The organism is Streptomyces gilvosporeus (genome assembly GCF_002082195.1).
In the GTDB taxonomy this organism is placed as follows: Bacteria; Actinomycetota; Actinomycetes; order Streptomycetales; family Streptomycetaceae; genus Streptomyces; species Streptomyces gilvosporeus.
Window position 1 is genome coordinate 2280410 of record NZ_CP020569.1, and the last position, 18142, is coordinate 2298551.

At 73.2% G+C, this 18142-nt stretch carries 17 protein-coding genes; 2 read left to right on the forward strand and 15 right to left on the reverse strand.

The genetic code is table 11. From position 1 onward, the window contains the following. Positions 1–358: 358 nt before the first annotated feature. From B1H19_RS38620 to infC, 10 genes are all read right to left on the reverse strand, one after another. Positions 359–754 (reverse strand): cellulase, encoded by a 396-nt coding sequence (locus tag B1H19_RS38620; protein WP_159028040.1) that lies wholly within the window; start codon positions 752–754, stop codon positions 359–361. Positions 755–765: 11 nt separating this feature from the next. Beyond that, positions 766–1272 (reverse strand): SigE family RNA polymerase sigma factor, encoded by a 507-nt coding sequence (locus B1H19_RS09940; RefSeq protein WP_083109519.1) that lies wholly within the window; start codon positions 1270–1272, stop codon positions 766–768. Between the two features lie 173 nt (positions 1273–1445). Then, positions 1446–2675: a PP2C family protein-serine/threonine phosphatase gene (locus tag B1H19_RS09945; RefSeq protein ID WP_083104254.1), complete on the reverse strand. Its 1230-nt coding sequence runs from the start codon at positions 2673–2675 to the stop codon at positions 1446–1448. A gap of 167 nt (positions 2676–2842) precedes the next feature. After that, positions 2843–5368 (reverse strand): phenylalanine--tRNA ligase subunit beta, encoded by a 2526-nt coding sequence (pheT, locus tag B1H19_RS09950; RefSeq protein ID WP_083104255.1) that lies wholly within the window; start codon positions 5366–5368, stop codon positions 2843–2845. Then, positions 5368–6492, reverse strand: coding sequence for a phenylalanine--tRNA ligase subunit alpha (pheS, locus tag B1H19_RS09955; protein ID WP_083104256.1), 1125 nt, complete (start codon positions 6490–6492; stop codon positions 5368–5370). Before pheS ends, pheT begins: the two co-directional genes overlap by 1 nt. 156 nt (positions 6493–6648) lie before the next feature. Continuing rightward, positions 6649–7788, reverse strand: a complete 1140-nt coding sequence (locus B1H19_RS09960; protein ID WP_083104257.1) for a sensor histidine kinase — start codon at positions 7786–7788, stop codon at positions 6649–6651. A 90-nt stretch (positions 7789–7878) separates the two neighbouring features. Beyond that, the gene (locus tag B1H19_RS09965; RefSeq protein ID WP_083104258.1) at positions 7879–8733 is read right to left on the reverse strand and encodes a TrmH family RNA methyltransferase; all 855 of its coding nucleotides are present in this window, start codon (positions 8731–8733) and stop codon (positions 7879–7881) included. A gap of 173 nt (positions 8734–8906) precedes the next feature. Next, positions 8907–9290 carry a 50S ribosomal protein L20 gene (gene rplT, locus B1H19_RS09970; RefSeq protein ID WP_044364631.1) on the reverse strand — a complete coding sequence of 128 codons (384 nt, stop codon included), beginning with the start codon at positions 9288–9290 and terminating at the stop codon, positions 8907–8909. A gap of 101 nt (positions 9291–9391) precedes the next feature. Then, complete coding sequence (rpmI, locus tag B1H19_RS09975; protein ID WP_016576627.1) at positions 9392–9586, reverse strand: 50S ribosomal protein L35; 195 nt, start codon at positions 9584–9586, stop codon at positions 9392–9394. 122 nt (positions 9587–9708) lie between these two features. Continuing rightward, positions 9709–10389 carry a translation initiation factor IF-3 gene (infC, locus tag B1H19_RS09980; protein ID WP_083104259.1) on the reverse strand — a complete coding sequence of 227 codons (681 nt, stop codon included), beginning with the start codon at positions 10387–10389 and terminating at the stop codon, positions 9709–9711. 342 nt (positions 10390–10731) lie between these two features. Between infC and B1H19_RS09985 the strand changes: the two genes are divergently transcribed. After that, on the forward strand, positions 10732–11136 hold the full coding sequence (locus B1H19_RS09985) for a DUF1844 domain-containing protein (protein ID WP_083109520.1): 405 nt from the start codon (positions 10732–10734) through the stop codon (positions 11134–11136). 92 nt (positions 11137–11228) lie between these two features. Here the strand turns inward: B1H19_RS09985 and B1H19_RS09990 are convergent, their stop codons facing one another. The 4 genes from B1H19_RS09990 to B1H19_RS39715 form a co-directional block, all read right to left on the reverse strand. Continuing rightward, entirely contained in the window at positions 11229–11978 is a 750-nt protein-coding gene (locus B1H19_RS09990; RefSeq protein WP_083104260.1) for an aquaporin, read from the reverse strand. A 102-nt stretch (positions 11979–12080) separates the two neighbouring features. Then, positions 12081–12812 (reverse strand): SseB family protein, encoded by a 732-nt coding sequence (locus tag B1H19_RS09995; RefSeq protein ID WP_083109521.1) that lies wholly within the window; start codon positions 12810–12812, stop codon positions 12081–12083. Positions 12813–12871: 59 nt separating this feature from the next. Then, complete coding sequence (gene mycP / locus B1H19_RS10000) at positions 12872–14044, reverse strand: type VII secretion-associated serine protease mycosin (protein ID WP_083104261.1); 1173 nt, start codon at positions 14042–14044, stop codon at positions 12872–12874. Next, positions 14041–15354, reverse strand: a complete 1314-nt coding sequence (locus B1H19_RS39715) for a hypothetical protein (RefSeq protein ID WP_237289248.1) — start codon at positions 15352–15354, stop codon at positions 14041–14043. Before B1H19_RS39715 ends, mycP begins: the two co-directional genes overlap by 4 nt. Before the next feature lie 202 nt (positions 15355–15556). Here B1H19_RS39715 and B1H19_RS10010 point away from each other — a divergent pair, with 202 nt between their 5' ends. Continuing rightward, positions 15557–16786: an amino acid deaminase/aldolase gene (locus B1H19_RS10010; protein WP_083104262.1), complete on the forward strand. Its 1230-nt coding sequence runs from the start codon at positions 15557–15559 to the stop codon at positions 16784–16786. 36 nt (positions 16787–16822) lie between these two features. Here B1H19_RS10010 and B1H19_RS10015 read toward each other — a convergent pair whose 3' ends face one another. After that, complete coding sequence (locus B1H19_RS10015; protein ID WP_083104263.1) at positions 16823–18094, reverse strand: HAD family hydrolase; 1272 nt, start codon at positions 18092–18094, stop codon at positions 16823–16825. Between the last annotated feature and the right edge of the window lie 48 nt (positions 18095–18142).

Genomic DNA, 18142 nt, shown 5'->3' on the forward strand with positions numbered 1-18142 from the left:
ATTCGGCGCCTGAAGTAATCGGTGCCACAGGGCGCACGGGTAAGAGTCAGGGTCGAGTTGTAGGTTTCTGAGTGCAGCCAGGACTTACGTGACGTCATGGAGCTCGCGGCGCTGGGCACGTCTTCGACGGCGGAACCGCATGGCGATCTCTTGGTTGTGGCGCCTGCTCCAGCGGGACCGTCTCAGTGGCCGGCTGCCTGTGAAGAACACGACTCTGCGCGGTCGTGATGGGGCCAACAGGCAGCGTGACAGCGCCTCTTGTCGCTGATGTGGAGACTCTGGTGATCGTGTTCCGTCAGACAGGTGCTGCCGCCGGCGTGGGCATCCGCTCCTGCGACATAGCCCGAACCTGGCGGCGCTACTTGGTCGTTGCGGTCTGCGTCGGGATCGGGACCGGCGTGGTCGCGCAGATGCGGGTGGGGATCGGGACCGGCACGGTCGTTGAGGTGTGGCTCGGAAAGGGGACCGGCACGGTCGTGCAGGTGCGGGACGGGAGGGGGACCGGCGCGGTCGTGGAGGTGGGTTGGTGATGAGGAATGGTGGGCCCGCCTTGAGCGGAAGCGCTCGGCAGGACTTCCAGCCCGACGCCGAGCCCGGCGATCGTCAGCGCCGAGCCGGTGGCCATCCAGACCGTCCGAGCACGCCGACGGGCGCGGACCCCGGCTTGCAGCCGCTGCCGGTGCTGGTCCTCAAAGGGGGTGTCTGCCTGGGTATCGCGCATCATCCGCGCGAGTTCGTGTTCGAAGTCTTCCATGATGTCTCCTTTCACTTCACCGGCTCGATGGCGTCACCCAGGAGCTGCCGCAACCGCGTCACGCCCCGTGACGTAAGGGACCGTGCGGTGCCCACCGGACACCCCAGCGCCTCGGCAACCTGCACCTCGGACAGGTCCTGGTAGTAGCGCAGCACCACCGCGGCGCGCTGCCGCACCGGCAGCAATGCCAGCGCGGCCTCCAACCGCGTCCGTTCCTCCACGGCCGCGGCCACATCGCCGGACGCGGGAAGCTCCGGCAACCGTTCCACCGGACGCTCGCCCCACCAGCGACGTCGCGCCGAGCGAGCCGCCGCACGTGCCAACACCCGGCGCACATACGCCTCCGGCGCCTGCTCGGCCACCCTCGGCCACGCAAACCACAGCTTGACCAGCGCCTCCTGCAGCAGATCCTCGGCCCGATGCCGATCTCCACCGGTGAGCAGATGCGCCAGGTGAAGCAGTGCCGACCAACGAGCCGCGACGAACCGGTCGAACGCATCGGCCCGCACCTGCCCCATCAATGCCATCCCTCGCCTCGATCACTCCCCTACGCCCCTAGAAAGGCACTGACCCATGTCCCGCTATGCAGTCCCCGGGCGTGAGCTGCCTCACATGCCCCTCTCGGCCCGGTGCATCGCCTCCCCCACCTCCCCCACCGAGGCGCAACGTCCCGTGGGGGTCAGCGGCGCCCTCAGCGCAGTGAACCGCGCTTCATAGGGGGTGTGACGGCAACGGGAGTCGGCGTACCCGCGGGCGGCTGCGCCGGTACCCGCGGCGGGTCGTTGCGCAGCACCACCAGCGCCACGTCGTCGGTCAGCCGCCCGCCGCAGTGCCGCAGCAGCGCCTCCCGCACGCCGGCGACCACCCGCGAGGGCGCGCCGTCCGCCGCTCCCACGGCCACGCTCAGCTCGTGCTCCAGGGGGAAGAACTCGCCCGCGCCGTTGCGTGCGTCGGCCGCGCCGTCGGTGTGCAGGAACAGCGCCTCGCCGGGCGCCAGTCGGCCGCAGCCGACGGTGGGCAGCGCGTCGGGCAGCGGGAAGAGCCCCAGTGGCGGCAGCGGCTCCACGGACGCCAGCGGGGCGACCTCCGGGCCCGGCCGCGGCGCCCCGCCGCCGATCCGGTACGGCCACGGGTGCCCGCAGTTCAGCGCCGTCACCGCGCCGTCCCGGGCCACCTCCACCAACAGCAGCGTCACGAACTCCTCCGCGGCCCCGTCTGCCGCCTGCCCGCCGCCCGCCCGTTCGCACAGCTGCCGGCCGTGCGCCCGCTCCAACTTGCGCAGCACACCGGCCAGTTCAGGCTCGTCGTGCACCACCTCGCGGAAGCTGCCGAGCAGCGCCGCGACGGAGCCGAGGGCCGCCAGGCCGTGCCCGCGGACGTCCCCGATCACCGCCCGTACGCCGTACCGGGTCGCCGCCACCTCGTACAGATCCCCGCCGACGACGGCGCCCTCGCTCGCGGAGAGATGGTCGGCGGCCAGCGTCAGCCCCTCGACACGGGACGGCAGCGGCCGCAGCAGCACCCGCTGCGTGGCGGTGGCCACCTCCCGGCTGCGCGCCAGCTCGCGCAGCAGCCGCCGACGGCGCCCCGCCGTCAGATAGCTGGCGCCGACCACCGCGAGGATCGCCCCGCAGGTCGCGGCCCGGTTGCCGAGCGGGTCCGCGGGCTCCACCACGCCGAACGGCAGCATCGCGAGCAGCGCGCACACCCCGCCGAGCAGAACGCACTGGCGGCGGCCGGTGCCGGCGCAGGCGATGGCGGGCGCGGCGGCCAGCAGCTGGAGCAGCTGACCGCTGCTCGGCCGGCACAGCTCCCAGAGCACCACGCCGAGGACCCAGGCACCGGGCAGGACCAGGACGAGGGCCCGCCGGACCCGCGCCGCACCCGCGGATGCGCCGCCCCTCGCCCAGGCCCGGATCATGGCGATGGTCCCCCTAGCTCGACCGCCTCGATTCTTGCGGCGTCCGGGGCCGGTGCGGCGGGCCTGTCCGGTATCCCACCCGAACGGGTGAGGGCGTACGGGCCCGGAAACGGCTCCGGGGGCCGTGCGCGGTATGCGCACGACCCCCGGATCTCAGGGCAGTTCTGCTAGCCGCGCAGCACGGCCCCCGTGCGCTCCACCGCCGCCGCGACCGCGGCGTCGCGGGCCGCCGAGGCTTCCTCGGCGGTCAGCGTGCGGTCCTCGGCGCGGAAGCGCAGCGCGTAGGCCAGGGACTTCTTGCCCTCGCCGAGCTGCTCGCCGGTGAAGACGTCGAACAGCCGCAGCGATTCGAGGAGCGCGCCGGCGCCGGCGCGCAGCGCGGTCTCGACCTCGGCCGCCGGGACGGCGCCGTCGACGACCAATGCCACGTCCTGTGTCGCGACCGGGAAGGCCGAGATCCGCGGGGCGCGCCGCGGTCCTGCGGCGGCCCGCTCGATGCGGTCCAGGTCGATCTCCATCGCGCAGGTGCGCTCGGGCAGGGCCAGGGTCTTGATGACCCGCGGGTGCAGCTCACCGGCGTTGCCGACGAGGACTTCCTCGCCGTCGACGAGGACGAGCAGCGCCGCGCAGCGGCCCGGGTGGAACGGCGCGTGCTGGTCCTGACGCACGATCAGCTCGACGCCCGCCTCACGGGCGACGATACGGCCCGCCTCGATGGCGTCCGCCCAGATCGCCGGGCGGCCCCCGTCCCACCAACCGGCCTGCTCGCGGCCGCCGGCCAGGACCACGGCGGCGCGCCGCGGCTGGTCCGGGAGGGAGGCGTCCAGCGACGCGATGTCGTCGTCGCTGGGCCGGCGCTCGACCACCAGCCGGGCGGCCGGCTTCTCGTCGCCGGTCGGCCGGAAGACCGGGCCGGTCTCGAACAGCGCGAGATCGTGCGTGCCCCGGCCGTGGTTGCGGCGCAGCGCGCCCAGCAGCCCCGGGAGCAGGGTCGTGCGCAGATCCGGCTCCTCGTCGCTCAGCGGGTTGACGAGCGTGACGGCGACCCGGCGCGGGTCGTCCTGCTCGATGCCCAGCTGGTCGAGGATCTGCGGGCCGGTGAACGGGTAGTTCAGCGCCTCGACGTAGCCCGCACCGGCCAGCGCGCGGCCGACCCGGCGGTGCAGCCGCTGACGCTCGGTCAGCCCGCGGCCGGCCGGCGGCTTCGGCAGGGTGGAGGGGAGGTTCTCGTAGCCCTCCAGCCGGATGACCTCTTCGGCCAGATCGTTGGGGTCGGAGAGGTCCGGCCGCCAGGACGGCACGGTGACGACCAGCTCGTCCTGTCCGTAGACGTCGCAGCCGACCTGCTGGAGGCGGCGCACGACGGTCTCCCGGCCGTATTCCACACCGGCGACCTTGTCGGGGTGGTCGGCGGCGACGGAGATCGTGCGCGGTCCGCGCGGCGAGACGATCTCGGTGACGCCGTCCTCGGCGGTGCCGCCGCCGAGCAGCACCAGCAGATCGACGGTGCGCTGCGCCGCGGCGGAGGCGGCCTCGGGGTCGACCCCGCGCTCGAAGCGCTTGGCGGCCTCCGAGGAGAGCTTGTGCCGGCGGGCCGTACGGGCGATGGCGATCGCGTCGAAGTGCGCGGCCTCCACCACGATGTCGGTGGTGCCGCGCAGCTCACCGGTCTCCGGGTCGGCCACCGCACCGGCGATCTCGGTGTTGGCGCCGCCCATGACACCCGCGAGGCCGATGGGGCCGCGGTTGTCGGTGATGACCAGGTCCTCGGCGTCCAGCACCCGCTTGGTGCCGTCCAGAGTGGTCAGCTTCTCGCCGGGCGTGGCGCGGCGGACGCCGATGGGGCCGTCGACGGTGGCGCGGTCGTAGGCGTGCAGCGGCTGGCCGAGCTCCAGCATCACGTAGTTGGTGATGTCGACGGCGAGCGAGATCGGGCGCATGCCCGCCTTCTGGAGGCGGCGCTGGAGCCAGATCGGGGAGCGGGCCTCGACGTTCAGACCGGTGACCGTACGGGCGGTGAAGCGGTCGCAGCCGATCGGGTCGGCGACCTTGACGGGGTAGCCGCCGGCGTTGGGCGGCGGGACGTCCAGCAGCGCCGGGTCGCGCAACGGCAGCCCGTAGGCGGTGGCGGTCTCGCGGGCCACACCGCGCATCGACAGGCAGTAGCCGCGGTCCGGGGTGACGGCGATGTCCAGCACCTCGTCGACGAGCTCCAGCAGCGCGATGGCGTCGGTGCCGACCTCGTACTCGGGCGGCAGCACGATGATGCCATGCGTGCCGTCGTCGCCCATGCCCAGCTCCTCGCCGGAGCAGATCATGCCGTGCGACTTCTTGCCGTAGGTCTTGCGCGCGGAGATCTTGAAGTCGCCGGGCAGGACGGCGCCGGGGAGCACGACGACGACCTTGTCGCCGACCGCGAAGTTCCGTGCGCCGCAGACGATTTCCTGGGGCTCGCCGGTGCCGTTGGCGTCGCCGACGTCGACGGTGCAGAAGCGGATCGGCTTCTTGAAGCCCTCCAGCTCCTCGATGGTCAGCACCTGGCCGACGACGAGCGGGCCCTTGAGGCCCTCGCCGAGGCGCTCGACGGTCTCGACCTCCAGGCCCACCGTGATGAGCTTTTCCTGTACGTCACGACCGGTTGCCGTGGCCGGCAGGTCGACGTACTCCCGCAGCCAAGAAAGCGGGACCCGCATCAGATCTCCATCCCGAACGGCCGGGTGAACCGGACGTCGCCTTCGAACATGTCACGCATGTCTTCCACGTTGTGCCGGAACATCAGCATCCGGTCGATGCCGAACCCGAACGCGAATCCGCTGTACTTCTCCGGGTCCACGCCACAGGCGATGAGCACCTTGGGGTTGACCATGCCGCAGCCGCCGAGCTCGATCCAGCCCTCGCTGGAGCAGGTGCGGCAGGGCCGGTCGGGGTTGCCCACGGACTCGCCACGGCAGACGTAGCAGACCATGTCCATCTCGGCGGACGGCTCGGTGAACGGGAAGTAGTTCGGCCGCAGCCGGGTCTTCATGTCCGGACCGAACAGCGCCCGGACCATGTGGTCGAGGGTGCCCTTGAGGTCGGCCATGGTCAGGCCCTCGTCCACGGCGAGCAGCTCGATCTGGTGGAAGACCGGGGAGTGCGTGGCGTCCAGCTCGTCGGTGCGGTAGACCCGCCCCGGGCAGACGACGTAGACCGGCGGCTCGCGGTCGACCAGCGTGCGGGCCTGCACCGGCGAGGTGTGGGTGCGCAGCACGACACCGGACTCGTCGCCCTGGGTGCCGTTGCCCTGGACGAAGAAGGTGTCCTGCATCTGGCGCGCCGGGTGGTCCGGCAGGAAGTTCAGGGCGTCGAAGTTGAACCACTCGGCCTCGACCTCGGGGCCCTCGGCGACCTCGTAGCCCATCGCGACGAAGACGTCGGCGACCCGCTCCATGAAGGTGGTCAGCGGGTGCCGGGCGCCGGCCGGGACGCGGTCGTAGGGCAGCGTGACGTCCACCGCCTCCTCGACCAGCACGCGGGCGTCACGCTCCGCCTCCAGCTCCTCCTGGCGGACCTTGAGGGCCTGGTTGACGCGGCCGCGGGCCTGGCCGACGCGCTTGCCGGCGTCCGCCTTGGCGTGCGGGGGCAGGGCGCCGATCTCGCGGTTGGCCAGGGCGAGCGGCGAGCGGTCGCCGGCGTGCGCGGCCTTCACCTCACGCAGTGCCTCCAGAGAGTCCGCGGCGGCGATGGCGGCCAGCGCCTCGTCCAGCCGGGCGGCGATCTCTTCCGGTTTCAGGGCTTCGACCTCGACAGGGTCGTACGACTTATTGGGTGCGGACATCTCTTCCCGTGCTTCCGGTGGACTGGCTTGGCTTGGCTCGCGTCGCCTCGGCTCGCCCGCGATGCTGGTGCGCCAAAGGTGCCAAAGGTCAAGTCTAAGGGGGACGGCCGACGCGGCCGGGCCTCGCCCCTGGCGGGGAGCCCGTCGCCGACCGCCTTACGCCATGAAGGCGGGAGCCGCGACGGGCAGGCTAAATCGGAACTGTGCGCCGCCGGCGGGGGCCCGGCCGACCGTGATCGTGCCGCCGTGTGCCTCGACGATGCCCTTGACGATGTACAGGCCCAGGCCCGTGCCGCCGCGCTTGCTGCCCCGCCAGAAGCGGGTGAAGACGCGGCTCATCGACTCCTCCGGGATGCCGGGGCCCTCGTCGCTCACGGTGACGGTCGTCCCCTCCGGTGTCGTCGCGTCCGTACCGGTCGCATCGGTGCCGGTCGCAGCCGCTGCCGGACCGACCTCAATGGTGACCGTTCCCTCACCGTGGCGCACCGCATTTTCCAGGAGGTTACCCAGCACCTGGTCCACCTTGTCCGGGTCCGCCCACAGATCGGGCAGCGGCTCCAGCATCCGGATCAGGAAGCGGTCGGGCCGCTGACCTGCGGTGGTCTGCGCCTGGACGTGCCGGCGCACCGCGGCGATCATGTCGACCCGCTGTCGGCGCACCTCCAGGCGGCCGGAGTCGATCCGGGAGATGTCCAGCAGTTCGGCGATCAGCCGGGTGACCCGGTTGGCGTCGGCGTCGACCGTCTCCAGCATCAGCCGCTTCTGGTCGTCGGTGAAGCGTTCCCACTTCTGGAGGAGGGTGGCGGTGAAGCCCTTGACGGAGGTCAGCGGCGAGCGCAGTTCGTGGGCGACGGTGGCGATCAGCTCGGCGTGGCTGAGCTCCGTACGCCGCCGGGCCTCGGTGCCGCGCAGCCCGATCACCAGCCGCTGGACGGGACCCGTGGGACCGCTGCGGACGTAACGGGCGGAGACCAGCACCTCGCGCCCGCCGAGCAGCAGATTGCGCTCGGGCTGCCCGCGCCGGATGGCGAGCCCGCCGTAGGGGGAGGTCAGCTGCCACCAGGCGCGGCCTTCGAGGTCCTGGAGGGGCAGGGCTCTTTCCAGGGGGCGGCCGAGGGCGCGCCGGGGGTCGATGCCGGTGATCCGGGCGGCCGCGGCGTTGAACGTGACCACCCGTCCGGTCTCGTCGGCGACGACCAGGCCGTCGGGCAGGTCGTCCGGGTCGAGCCCGGGGCCCGCGGCGGCCGACGGCCCGTTGTCCTTGGTGACTGTGCTGCCGGAAGTCCTCACACCCATCCCCGTTACCCCCTTACCCCCTTCCGGGCCCCCGAGCACGTCACCCTACTAGCTCGGATCTCCTCTGCCAGGAGATCCGCCGGACACCCCTCAGGCGGGTGACACTGCGCGGCAGCCGCCGGCCGAGCGCTGGGCCCGCGCGGAGGCGTAGAGGCAGACCGCGGCGGCGGTGGCGAGGTTGAGGCTCTCGGCCCTGCCGTGGATGGGGACGCGGACGACGGCGTCGGCCAGCGCCCGGGTCTCCTCCGGCAGACCCCATGCCTCGTTGCCGAAGACCCAGGCGGTGGGGCCGCCCATGGAGCCGGCGTCCAGCTCGCCGTCCAGATCGCGGTCGCCCGCGCCGTCGGCGGCCAGAATCCGTACGCCCGCGCCCTTGAGCCCGTCGACCACGCGCTCCACGGGGACGCCGACCGCGACCGGGAGGTGGAAGAGCGAACCGACCGAGGCCCGTACGGACTTGGGGTTGTACAGGTCCACCGAGGCGTCGGTCAGCACGACGGCGTCGGCGCCCGCGGCGTCCGCGCAGCGCAGCACCGTACCGGCGTTGCCGGGGTCACGGACGTGGGCGAGCACCGCGATCAGCTGCGGGCGGGCGGCGAGGATGTCCTCGAACGGCGAGTCCAGGAAGCGGCAGACGCCGAGCAGGCCCTGCGGGGTGACGGTCTGGGAGATCTCGGCGACGGTCCTGTCGTCGGCGAAGTGCACCCGCACCCCGGCCGCGCGGGCCGCCTCGACGATCTCGGCGTGCCGCTCGGCCGCCTCGACGGTGGCGAACAGCTCGATGAGCGTGGGGGCGCCGTCCGTGCGGTGCGCGATGGCCTCCCGTACGGCCTGCGGGCCCTCGGCGATGAACCGGCGCTCCTTGCCGCGGAAGGCGCGGCGCGCCAGCCGCCGGGCGGCGGAGACACGCGGGGAACGCGGGGAGATCAGCTCGGGGGTGCCCATGGGCGGCGGCTCGCTTCTTTCGCTCGGTACGGGGACCGGGCCGTGGCCGCCCGGCCGGAAAAACGGCGGACCCGCAGGCCGGGCCTGCGGGTCCGTATCACGACGGCGTCGTCACCACGTCGTCATCGCGACGTGGTCATCGCCGCGTCGTCACCACGTCTTCGGGCTGAAGATCAGGCAGCCTTCGGGGCGTTGACGTCGCTCGGCAGCGCCTTCTGCGCGACCTCGACCAGCGCGGCGAACGCGTTGGCGTCCGTCACCGCGAGGTCGGCCAGGATCTTGCGGTCCACCTCGATGTTGGCGGCCTTGAGACCCTGGATGAAGCGGTTGTAGGTCATGCCGTTGGCGCGGGCAGCGGCGTTGATGCGCTGGATCCACAGCTGACGGAAGTCGCCCTTGCGCTTCTTGCGGTCGTTGTAGTTGTAGACGAACGAGTGGGTGACCTGCTCCTTCGCCTTGCGGTAGAGGCGGGAGCGCTGGCCGCGGTAACCGCTGGCCTGCTCGAGGATCGCCCGGCGCTTCTTGTGGGCGTTGACTGCCCGCTTGACGCGTGCCACTTGTTAACTCCTTGTAGCGGGGCCGCGGAGGTCGTCACGCGGCCCGAGTCGATTGAGTCCCGGTCCGAATCGCGCGCCCCGGGTCATCGGGGCGCCGCGGCTCACTTGCCGAGAAGCTTCTTGATCTTCGCGGCGTCGCCCGGGGCCATCTCGGCGTTGCCGGTGAGGCGACGCGTCACACGGGACGACTTGTGCTCGAGCAGGTGGCGCTTGCCTGCGCGCTCGCGCAGCACCTTGCCGGAGCCAGTGACCTTGAACCGCTTGCTGGCACCGCTGTGCGTCTTGTTCTTCGGCATGCGCCGTTCTCTCCTCGTCAGTGGCGCTCCCACCGGCACGGGGCGGCCCGTGGGAGCGTCAGATGTATCGGTTTTGTCCGGGGCGGGTGCCCCGGCTTTCCTCCGGGGCGCACGCCCGCGCATCACGCCTCGGCGTGCTCCTCGGCGGGCTCCTCCACGGACTGCTCCGCGGGAACTCCACCCTGGCGCTCCGCCTTGCGGGCGGCCTGCGCCTCGCGGGCCTCGGCCATCGCCTCGGTCTTCTTCTTGTGCGGACCGAGGACCATGATCATGTTGCGGCCGTCCTGCTTGGGGTTCGACTCGATGAAGCCGAGCTCCTGGACGTCCTCCGCGAGCCGCTGGAGCAGGCGGAAACCGAGCTCCGGGCGGGACTGCTCGCGACCACGGAACATGATCGTGATCTTGACCTTGTCACCCTGCTTGAGGAACCGGACGACGTGACCCTTCTTGGTGTCGTAGTCGTGCGGGTCGATCTTCGGCCGGAGCTTCATCTCCTTGATGACCGTGTGCGCCTGGTTCTTGCGCGCCTCACGGGCCTTCATGGCCGACTCGTACTTGAACTTCCCGTAGTCCATGAGCTTGCAGACGGGCGGGCGAGCGTTCGCCGCCACCTCGACCAGGTCGAGGTCGTACTCCTGAGCAAGCTCAAGGGCCTTGGCAAGCGGAACAATCCCGACCTGCTCGCCGCTGGGACCGACAAGTCGCACTTCGGGAACGCGAATCCGGTCGTTGATGCGGGGCTCGGCGCTGATGGATCCTCCTCGGTAGCACCACGCGACGGCCTGGCGGACTGCCGCGCATATGTCTGTTTAGGTGTGACCAACCGCGCCGGTACATGCAAAACGCCCCGGACGGGACACAGGCGGGGCTCCGGAACTGAACCAGGAGCACCGCCGCGAAGTCTCCGCGGGGCGCAGCCGGACCATTGACCCGCCAACCTGAGGTCGGCCGGGTGGGAGATCGGAGCCTCCACTTGTGGGCCGGTCACATAGGTGTCCGGCCGGTCGCTCACCCAGAATACACGAGTCAAGGGGGGAACCCCACTTCTCACCCGGCTCGGGCGCCCGCACTCCCGGCCGCGGGGTCCGGCGGCGCGGGTCCTAGGCTGGAGGCATTCCCCTCAGCAGGAAGTGAAGCACCAGGACATGAGCGAGACGACCCCGCAGCAGCCCGAGCAGCCCGCCGCGCGCCCGGCAGATCCGGCCGGCCCGTCGGGCCCCGGCTTCGAGGACATGACCCGCGATATCGCGGAGGTGCCGGCGGTCGAGGTGATCACGACGGTCGCGGTGCATCTGATGAGCTCGGCGGCGGTCAACCTCGGGCTCGCCGAGGGCGGCGAGGACCACAAGGACCTGGACGAGGCCCGCAAGCTCATCCATGCGCTGGCCGGACTGGTCACGGCCAGCGCCACCGAGATCGGCTCGTACCACGCCGCGCCGCTGCGGGACGGCCTCAAGTCGCTTCAGCTGGCCTTCCGGGAGGCGTCGGTGGTGCCGGACGAGCCGGGGCAGGGGCCCGGGGAGAAGTTCACCGGTCCCGTCCACGGCTGACCGCCACGACGCTGCGCGCACCCCGACGAGCCCCGGCCGCTGCGGCCGGGGCTCGTCGTCGTACGGGGGCGGGGGGTGTGCCCGGTGGCCGCTCAGACCCGTTCGCCCGGCGAGGACTCGTCGGTGGCCGCCTCGTCGGCGATCTGCCGGGGCTCGTGGGGCGGGTGGGTGATCTGGTGCACCACGGCCGCCAGTGCGCCGCCGATCAGCGGGGCGAGGATGAACAGCCACAGCTGGGTGATGGCGCCGCCGCCCGCGAACAGGGCCGGGCCGATGCTGCGGGCCGGGTTGACGGAGGTGCCGTCCAGCGGGACGCCGATCAGGTGGACGGTGCCCAGCGCCAGGCCGATCGCCAGGCCGCCGAAGCCGAGCACGGCCACCCGGTGCGTGACCGACAGCACCGTGAAGACGAACAGGAACGTCATCACGATCTCGATGACGAACGCACCGCCCAGGTTGAGGTGCACCGCCGAGCGGTCGCCCCAGCCGTTGGTGCCGAAGGCGTCGTGGGTCCTCAGGCCCGGCACCTGCTTGGCGACCAGGAAGAGCAGGGCCGAGCCGACGATCGCGCCGAGGACCTGGGAGATCCAGTACTCGACGGCCGTACGGACGCCGATCCGGCGGGCCACCAGCATGCCGAGGGTCACGGCCGGGTTGATGTGGCAGCCCGAGATCGGGCCGAGTCCATACGCCAGGGCCAGCATGACGAAGCCGAAGGCCAGGGCGATGCCGAAGGTGCCGATGTATTCGCCCGCCAGCACGGCCGAGCCGACGCCGAAGAACACCAGAAGTAGCGTGCCGAGGAATTCGGCCACGAGGGTCCGGGTCTGCGTGGTCTCCATGGGCTCTCCTCCCGCGGATCAAGAGCTCTGCGATCTTGAGCTCTTCTCATGGTGAGCCCGGGGAGGCGGATGCGCCCGTCGGAGGGAGCGCGGCGGCCGGCGTCAGCGGCGGTAGAGCGGGGTGTCGGCGCCGTCCGCGCCCGGTGGCAGAAGGGCCAGGTCGAGGCCGCGGACCAGGCGTGCGCGCAGCACCTCGTCGGTGGCCAGGGCCCGCGCCAGCCGCTGGGCGACCTCGGCGGTGGGTGCGTCCGGAGTCAGGCCGAGGGCGAGGGTCGCGTCCGTCTCATCGGACGGCAGGAGGCGGGCGAGCGCAACGGCCGGTTCGGCGGCCAGCAGGGTGCGCAGCGCGTCGGTGACGGCCGGATCGGCCAGCGGGTCGGCGGTGCTGCGGCCCTCGGCCAGGGCGCGCAGGGCGGCGCCGGTCAGCTGGTAGGTCACGGGGCCGGCGAGGTCGATGACGACGGTGTCGGCCTTCTCGTGGGCGGCGGCCAGCAGGGCCTGGCGCATCGGCACGGCCACCGGGCGGGCGTCGGCGCGCCAGCGGGCGAGGGTCTCCATGGAGGTGAAGGCGGGCAGGGCGCGGCGGCCGTCTGGGGCGGTGAGGGTGGGCACGGCCATATCGCTGGTCTTCTCGCGCCGGAGCCCGTCCGCCCCGGTCTCCACCTCGCCGAGCACGGCGACGACGGGCACCAGGACGCGTGCGCCGGCCAGCGCCGACAGCAGACGGGGCTCGGCGCTCCGGTCCCGGTCGTAGGCGGCCAGCGCCTCGGTCACGGCCGGATCGGCGGAGCCGTCGTCGTCGCCGAAGCCGGGGTCGGGGATGTTTTTCTGCACGTCCGCGAGCGTATCGGCTGGTGGGTGCGCGCCCGCCGCGCGGGGGCGCCGGGTGCCGGTCAGGTGCGGGGGCGGGTGCGCCACAGGACGGTGCCGGCGGTCACGAGCAGGACGCCGACGCCGCCCGCGGTCCAGGGGATCCAGGACGCGGGGTCGCCGATGTCGTCGGGCTCGGGGGTGGGGCCGGGGCCGAAGTAGCGCCCGGCGTAGGCGGCGGGGGCCGGCTTCTCGGGCGCGGGCTTGAGGGCGGCGGCCCGTTCGAGGGCCGCGGAGGCGTCCGCCAGACCGGCGCCGAACGCGTCGTCGCGGCCGCCCTGGGGGGCGTCCTGGGCGGTGGCGGCCAGGAGTTGTTTGATCTGGGCCGGGCTCAGGTCGGGGTGTTCGGCGCGGATCAGGGCGATGGTGCCGGAGACCAGGGCGGCGGCGGGGCTGGTGCCGTTGCCGTTGTAGTAGGTGCGGTCCGGGTTGGACATGATGATGGTGTCGCCGGGTGCGCAGACCGTCGCGTACCAGTGGCGGGTGGAGAACGCGGTGCGCTGGCGCTGCTGGTCGATGGCGGTGACGGCGATGACGCCCGGATAGGCGGCGGGGTAGGAGATGTGGTCGCCCTTCTCGCCGCCGTTGCCCGCGGAGGCGACGACGGGGATGCCCTTGTCGAGGGCGTACTGGATCGCGGCGTCCTCGCGCGGTTCGGGGTGGGCGGTCTCACTGTCGTCGCCCAGGGACATGTTGATCACATCGGCGCCGTGGTCGGCGGCCCAGCGGATGCCGTCGGCGAGGGCCCCGGCCTTTTCGGTACGGGCCCGGTCGCGCTGGGGATCCTTGTCCTCCAGGATGACGCGGACGGGCAGGATCTTGGCCTCGGGGGCGATGCCGAGGACGCCGTCCTGGCGGCCCGCGCCGTGGCCGTGGCCCGCGATGACGCTGGCCATACCGGTGCCGTGGTCGGCCCACTGCCGGTCGCCGGGCCCGGCGCCGAAGCCGACCAGGTCCTTCTCCGGCAGCACCTGGCCGGTGAGATCGGGCTGGGTGGCGTCGACGCCGGTGTCCAGGACGGCGACGGTGACGCCCTTGCCCCTGGTCGTGCGCCATGCGTCCTGGGCGTGCATCGCCTGCAACGCCCATTCCTGGGCGCGGACGGTGTCGGCGCGGGCGGGCGGGGACGGCAGGACGGTCAGGGCGGCCGAGGCGAGGGCGAGGGCGGCGGCGCGCAGCGCGGTCGGACGGCTCACGGCTCCTCCGTGGTCTGGACGGGGATGCCCGCCGCCTTGCGCAGGATGGCTTCGATGCGGTCGGCGAGCGCCTTGGCGTCGTGGCCGAGGCCGGACTCGGCGGGCGCGGTGGTGGTGCCGGGGCGGACCGCTGACTCGGCGGGCTGCGGGTCGGTGACGGTGCGGCCGTCGGCGAAGCCGGAGACGGCGTAGACGACGACCGGGACGTCGGTGAGGATGCGGACCGTCCAGCTCGCGCGCTGGGCGCGGCCGAAGCCGTCGGCCGCGGTGCCCTTGGCGGCGTAGGGCAGCGGCAGCATGGTGGTGCGGGCGCCGTCATTGTCGGTGCTGAAGCGGGAGTTGAGCTTCAGCATGCCCGGCGCGTCGGTCTTGGTGGTCAGGGCGCCGACGGTGATGACGCTGGAGCGGGTGGCGTCGGTGTAGGTGGCGCGCAGCAGCCGGGTGCAGCCCGCCGGGGCGAGCGCCTTGGCCAGGGCCGGGTCGAGGGCCTTCGCGCAGCCGCCGTCGGGGGCGACGGCGATCCGGGTCCAGCGCCGGTCGGAGCCGCCGGGGCCGACGCCCAGGCCGTCGACGGTGCGCGGGAAGAGGGTGTCGACGGGGGTGTCGTGCCACAGGTCGCGGCCCTTGGCGAAGGAGTCCGCGGGGGTGGGGGCCGCGTCGGCGGCGCCGGTGAGCCAACTCCCGGCCGCGGCCCCGCCGATCAGGCCCATGCCGAGGACGAGGCAGGCGGCGATGGCCAGCCGGCGACGGCGGGACCGGGGCGCTCGTGCCACAGGTGCGGCCGACGGGGTGGCGGCGCCCGGGTACGGTCCGGTGGCCGCGCCAACCGGCCGGGAAGGGCGGGGAGTCGGCGGCGCGCCGGGGGTACGGCCGCGGGCCCGGCCGCCGGTCCAGAGCGCCTGGCTGTTGGCGAGGTGGAAGGCGGCGGTGTCCTGGAACGACGCCGGGCGCCTGGGCGGGGGCGGCGTTGCCGGGGCGGGCGGCGGGGCCTGGCGCGGGGGCGCGGGCGGGGCGGGCGGGTACCCGGCCCCGTGAGGCGGCATCTGCGGGGCGGCCGGCGGCTGCGTACGGGGGCGGGGCGGGGCGGGCGGCGGGGTCGCGGGGCGCGGCGGGGCCTGCGGGGGCGGCGGCACGGACGGGTCGGCGGGCACCGGGCGCAGCACGGTGGTCCGTGGGTCCGTGTCGGGCGAGGCGGGCCGGTGCCTGGGCGGGGGCGGCGTCGCCGGTGCGGCCGGCGCGTCCTGGCGCGGCGGCTGCGGGGGTATGGGAGGGGTGTGCTGCGTGCCCGCGCAGTCGGCATCGGTACCCACCCGCGCTCCCCCTTGCGCCGCTCGGCCCGGCCCCGATCCGCAATCGGGGCACGGTGGTTCGTATCCGGACATGATGCCGCTGACCTGCTGGTTGCGGCGTGCCGACACTGTAAGGGCTCTGGCCGCCGACGCTCCAACCTGTGTCCGCTCTGTCGCAATCTCTCCCCTACCCAGTGGTAGTGGACTCTGGCAGGCTGCGGCCATGCCCCACTACCCCGCCGCCGCAGATGCCGTATACGGCGACAAAGCGTCGTACGACCGGGCGACCGCCCGCCTGGACGCGCCGCTGGCCGTCGTCGATCTGCGGGCCTTCGACGCCAACGCGGCCGATCTGGTGCGCCGTTCGCAGGGCAAGCCGATCCGGGTGGCGAGCAAGTCGGTGCGCTGCCGGGCCCTGCTGGAGCGGGTGCTGGCGCGGGACGGCTTCGCCGGGATCATGAGCTTCACGCTGGAGGAGTCGCTGTGGCTGGCCCGCTCCGGCTTCCCGGACGTCCTGCTGGCGTATCCGTCGGCGGACCGGGCCGGGTTCGCCGAGCTGACGGCCGATCCGAAGCTCGCGGCGGCGGTGACGGTGATGGCCGACGACCCGGCGCAGCTGGATCTGATCGACGCGGCCCGGCCGGCGGACGGTGCGGGCGAGGAGATCCGGGTGTGCCTGGAGCTGGACACCTCGTACCAGGTGCTGGGCGGGAAGGTGCGGATCGGTGCGCGGCGCTCGCCGCTGCGGGATCCGGGGCGGCTCGCGGAGCTGGCGCGGCTGGTGGTGCGCCGTCCGGGGTTCCGGCTGGTGGGGCTGATGGCGTACGAGGGGCATGTGGCGGGGGTGGGCGACGAGGTCGCCGGGAAGCCGGTGTTCTCGCGGACGGTCCGGGTGATGCAGGCGGCGGCGCGCCGGGAGCTGGCGCGGCGGCGCTGGGAGGCCGTGCGGGCGGTGCGGGCGGTGGCGCCGCGGCTGGAGTTCGTCAACGGCGGCGGGACCGGCAGTGTGCAGCACACCGCGGCGGAGGCGGCGGTCACCGAGGTCGCGGCCGGATCGGGGCTGTACGTCCCGCGGCTGTTCGACAACTTCCGCTCGTTCCGCGGGCGTCCGGCGGCGCTGTTCGCCCAGCCGGTGGTGCGGCGGCCGGGCCCGGGGGTCGTCACGGTGCTGGGCGGCGGCTATCCGGCGTCGGGGGTGGCGGGCGCGGACCGGCTGCCCGAGCCGTATCTGCCGGCGGGGCTGCGCTACGACCCGCAGGAGGGGCCCGGCGAGGTGCAGACGCCGCTGCTGGGGGCGGCCGCGGACGGGCTGGCGCTCGGGGACAAGGTGTGGTTCCGGCATGCCAAGGCCGGTGAGCTGTGCGAGCGGTTCGCCGCGCTGCACCTCGTCGACGGGGACCGGGTGGTGGCGACGGTGCCGACGTACCGGGGCGAGGGCCGCACCTTCCTGTGACGGTACGGCCCCGGCGCAGGCCGGCCCCGGGGGCGGTCAGCCGTGGATGCGGTCGCTCTGGTCGGGTACGACGGTGCCGTCGGCCCGGCGCACCGGGCCCAGGCTGCCGTCGGGGCGGGTGGCGCCCTCGGTGGAGCAGGGGTAGTTCCCGGACCTGCGGGGCAGCGGCGCGATGAACATCGGGTTGACCAGCCAGCGGCCGTCGGCGTTGTCGTAGCCGCGGCACATCAGCTCGGTCTTGTTGCGGTTGACGGCCAGATGGGCGCCCGTGGCATCGCCGACGAAGGTGACATCGGTGTCGGCGTCGCCGCCGCCGAGCGCGATCCGGTGCGCCCGGTCCTGCCGGTGCCAGGCGGCGGAGCCCTTGACGTGGAAGATCTCCTGGTTGATCCAGCAGCGTTTGCCGGCGATGTAGGGGATCACCTCGCCGTGGCCGTCCCTGACGTCGCCGCAGCCGCGGATGCCGGTGGTCAGCCTGCCGTCGCGGACGATGCTGCGGACGCCGAGGGTGTGCGCGGGGTCCACGCCGACCCCGCCCGACCATGCCTCGGCGACGGTCTCCGAAGTGGCCGAGACGATGTAGACGTCGAATCCGGCGGCCTTGAGGGTGCGGATCAGGTCCTTCTGCTGGGCGTAGTAGCGGATGTAGCCGGCCAGCTTGTGGGTGCCGACGGTCTGTTGGGCGCCGATGGGCGCGGCGAGGTTCTCGGCGCGGGCCTGACGGGCGTAGGCGGTGAGCTGGCCGGGGGTCAGCCCGGCGAACAGCTGGGGCACCCAGGCGTACTCGGGTTTGGTGCGGCGGTGGTTCCAGCGGCCGGCGAACGCCTCCGCGCCGTCCATCGTCTTGGCCTCGCCGCGGATCTCCATGATCTCGTCGGTGCAGGGCGCGTTCTCGGCGGTGGGCAGCGGCCGGCCGGGCGGGACGGCGCTGCCGCACGCCTTGGTCAGGGCGCGGTCGGCGGCGTCGGTGAGCCAGGGGCTGGTGTCCTTCCAGCTCCGGGGCCGCAGGATTTTGTCGTGGCGCAGCGCCCAGGCGAGCGTGGCGTCCGAGATGTCGTTCTTGACGACGGTGTTGTCCCAGTCGAAGGCGGCTACGGGGCGCGGGCCGCCATGGCCTGTACAGCTGCCGCGCTCGTCGATCATTTTCTGGAGGCGGGCGCGGTTGTCGCCGTACCAGGGGATCGTCGTCGAGAGCTGCGGGCAGCGTTCGGGGGTGCGGGGGTGTGCCGCGGCGGTGGCGGGGAGGGTGGTGGCGGCCAGCACGGTGGCCGCCGTCAGGGCCGTGGCGAGGCTGTGGGGGAAGCGCATACGACCTCCAGATGCCGGACAGGAGACCGGGACCGGCACGTGGTGGTG